The organism is Planktothrix sp., assembly GCF_046067725.1.
Classification (GTDB): Bacteria; Cyanobacteriota; Cyanobacteriia; order Cyanobacteriales; family Microcoleaceae; genus Planktothrix.
In genome coordinates, this window is record NZ_JBJUDF010000113.1 from 1 (window position 1) to 2,824 (window position 2,824).

Genomic DNA, 2,824 nt, shown 5'->3' on the forward strand with positions numbered 1-2,824 from the left:
GGGGTGTGGGGCGACGCAACAGAATATTAGTTATGCTTGCCGAAAACTGGGTATAAGTCGAAAAAAAAAACTTATGGGTATAGGGAAAGAGATGAAGAAAAAAGACGAGAATTTCTTCAAAAACTAGAGGGAATAGAGAGGAGAAGAAAAGTTTATGTAGATGAAGCGGGATTTGATAATAGAGAGGATTACCCGTATGGCTACAGCCCAATAGGGGAAAGATGTTATGCTCTCAAGTCAGGAAAAAAAAGAGAAAGAGTCAGTTGGCTATCAGCATTGAAAGAAGGGAAATCTATCAAAGAACTTGTGGAAGGAGCCGGATGTGAAATTTGGTATCTGCCCCCATATTCTCCGGACTTGAACAAGATTGAAAACTGGTGGGCTGTCTTAAAGACATGGATGAAACAGAGATTAAACGAATTTCAAACCGTCAGAGAATGCGTGGATGCTGCATTTAGAAATTGTCCTAACCTATGCGCGTAGCGCTATACAGCCTTAAACCTAGCATCAGATATGAGTGTTGTTAAAATCTATCCTGATGGTGCGGTTGCTGAAATCATAGAACCTGGACAAGAAACAAAACCCAAAAAACTCAAACTTTCATTACCGGAAAATTATCAGGAAGGGTTAGATATTATTAAAGTGTTTGCAACGGTGAATTCAACCGATTTTCAATTGTTGGAATTGCCCGCGTTAGACCAATCTCGAAGAGGATTTGGTAATCAAAAACCGAATAATCCTTTAGAACAATTTTTATCGGCTGTTTCCGATGAAGATGTACCCACGCGCAATATTCGAGTTTCTGTTGATGCCAGTGAAGAATGGACAACAGAAAAGGTCGAAGTTTTTCTGAAAAATAGCTAATCGGGAATTACGAATTATGAATTACGAATTACGAATTACGAACTACGAATTGGTAATGGGAACATTTATGAGCTATAGCAATCCTATTTGATTTGTGGTAGGGGCAATTCATGAATTACCCCTACGGTAAGGGTTTTAGTCATAGAGGTTATTACAACCGATTCAGACTTGCTATAGGACTCCCTCATAACCTGTAGCAAACCTTTCTGGATGTCATATAATTTTGAAAGGAATTTTTTTGAGTTCCCAGGACGTTTACCCACCCTAACAATGAGTTAAAAAAAATCCCCTAAATCAATCAGTTCAGGGGGATTTTCAGGTTGTAGTTTACTCAACTATTGTTGGGGTTGACGATAATTAGAAAAACAACTATTAATTGCATTTAGAATCGCTGTATCTTGGATAATCTGTTGTTCTGTCAAATCTGATAAAGACCTTAACTTGTCATCAGGAAGTTTCAACAAATTATTCAGTGTACAACGACAATATTGTTCTCCTTTTTTCGGATCAAGTCCCGATTGATTAATACCTTCCAAACAGCCTTTCATATATTCGGTACTAAATGCTTGTTGTTCCTCTGGTGTTAACGATAATACCGGATCAACAGGAATCAAAAAACCAGCACTTAAGACCAATAAAATAAGAGGCTGAAAACAACGGACATTAAAAGAACTCAACATTGAGATGAATAATTTTTAGAGGTGGATAGGAACAACACTTTATAATTGTAGGTGTTTTTGGGAGATTAACAAAAACAGGAATTAAGGGAAATCACCTATCCTTTTCCGAGAATATTATGATCAACGGAAACAAACTGAAGTTGACCCGGAGAAACCCCTTTGACTAACCCTAAAATATTTCCTGTCTCAGCGATTGTCATCACCGTAACTGAAACAGTTTCAATTTGAAAGTCAGCCGTTCTAATTTGATCTAAAGGGAAGGGGCCACTACTTTGATAATCACGAAGATCCCCATAGGTTAGAGTTTCTTGGGTAATCACCAAATCATTAACAGTTAATCCTTCCGTTAACCCAATGACATCTCCTTGAGCAGCATTGTAATCCAAAATAAAATCAGCAGAAATGGTGTCCACATCCCCCACTCCATTGTCGGAGGGTAAAGCATCAGACATCGCAGGAGTGGCGGTATCTGTACGCAGAACAAACACATCAGCACCTTCACCCCCCCAAAGACGATCAAGTCCCATATCGCCGATGAGGGTATCATTCCCTGCTTCTCCGACTAACGCATCGTTTCCTTGACCGCCTCGCAATAAATCATTTCCTTCATTTCCGTACACATAATCATCCCCTAAATTACCGTTCAGCAGATCATTACCCACACCGCCATATAGGAGATCAAACTCTTGACCTCCCCGCAGGGTATCATCTCCCCCTTGGCCCTCCAGGGTATCTTGACCTTGATTTCCCATTATTTGTTCTGAGTCTGTAGACCCTCGAACTGAATCATTTCCCTCTAAAGCCGCTAACCCGTTAGGATATTTGGAGATGGCGACCGGGTTAACCCCTAAAACTCCGGGTGCAATTTCAACTTGATCCGCATTATTCGTTAATAAAAATAACCCGGATAGCAGATCAGATGAAGTTAAGGGTTCGGAAATGACAGAAATAGGCTTTGGTGTTTCGCCTTTTGTGGGAAGTTCAGTTTCGGAAGGGTCATGGCCTGAGTGACGCGGTTGAGGAACGCTGACCCAGGGTGTTTCAGGTGATAGAGCTACCATAGAACAGTTTGATTTAAGTTGATTAAGTTTTTGACACTCCCCCGTCACAGCGTAGCTGTGACGGGGGATTCTTGTTTCACAGAAGAATGCTTTTTGGCGCAAGCACCAACGAGTCTTACATCCTCTCCACAAGCTTGAATTTCCGTATGCCCTACGGTATTTGTTGACAAGATTTTTACCCCTTCTTCTCGGATGTTTTTTGCTGCATTTTCATCTCTA

At 40.6% G+C, this 2,824-nt stretch carries 3 protein-coding genes and 1 pseudogene; 2 read left to right on the plus strand and 2 right to left on the minus strand.

Annotated features, from left to right (window positions below):
* A pseudogene (locus ACKPEB_RS06445) lies at positions 1-483 on the plus strand (transposase); the annotation flags it as partial.
* Positions 484-513: 30 nt separating this feature from the next.
* On the plus strand, positions 514-864 hold the full coding sequence (locus ACKPEB_RS06450) for a hypothetical protein (protein ID WP_408964025.1): 351 nt from the start codon (positions 514-516) through the stop codon (positions 862-864).
* Between the two features lie 335 nt (positions 865-1,199).
* Here ACKPEB_RS06450 and ACKPEB_RS06455 read toward each other — a convergent pair whose 3' ends face one another.
* On the minus strand, positions 1,200-1,544 hold the full coding sequence (locus ACKPEB_RS06455; RefSeq protein WP_408964026.1) for a hypothetical protein: 345 nt from the start codon (positions 1,542-1,544) through the stop codon (positions 1,200-1,202).
* A gap of 95 nt (positions 1,545-1,639) precedes the next feature.
* A complete protein-coding gene (locus tag ACKPEB_RS06460) occupies positions 1,640-2,605 on the minus strand; it encodes a calcium-binding protein (RefSeq protein WP_408964027.1) in 966 nt (321 codons plus the stop codon).
* Positions 2,606-2,824 lie beyond the last annotated feature (219 nt).

Coding starts and splice junctions, on each gene's coding strand:
- ACKPEB_RS06460 (WP_408964027.1), bottom strand. CDS start 2,605: ATGGTAGCTCTATCACCTGAAACACCCTGGGTCAGCGTTCCTCAACCG.
- ACKPEB_RS06455 (WP_408964026.1), bottom strand. CDS start 1,544: ATGTTGAGTTCTTTTAATGTCCGTTGTTTTCAGCCTCTTATTTTATTG.
- ACKPEB_RS06450 (WP_408964025.1), top strand. CDS start 514: ATGAGTGTTGTTAAAATCTATCCTGATGGTGCGGTTGCTGAAATCATA.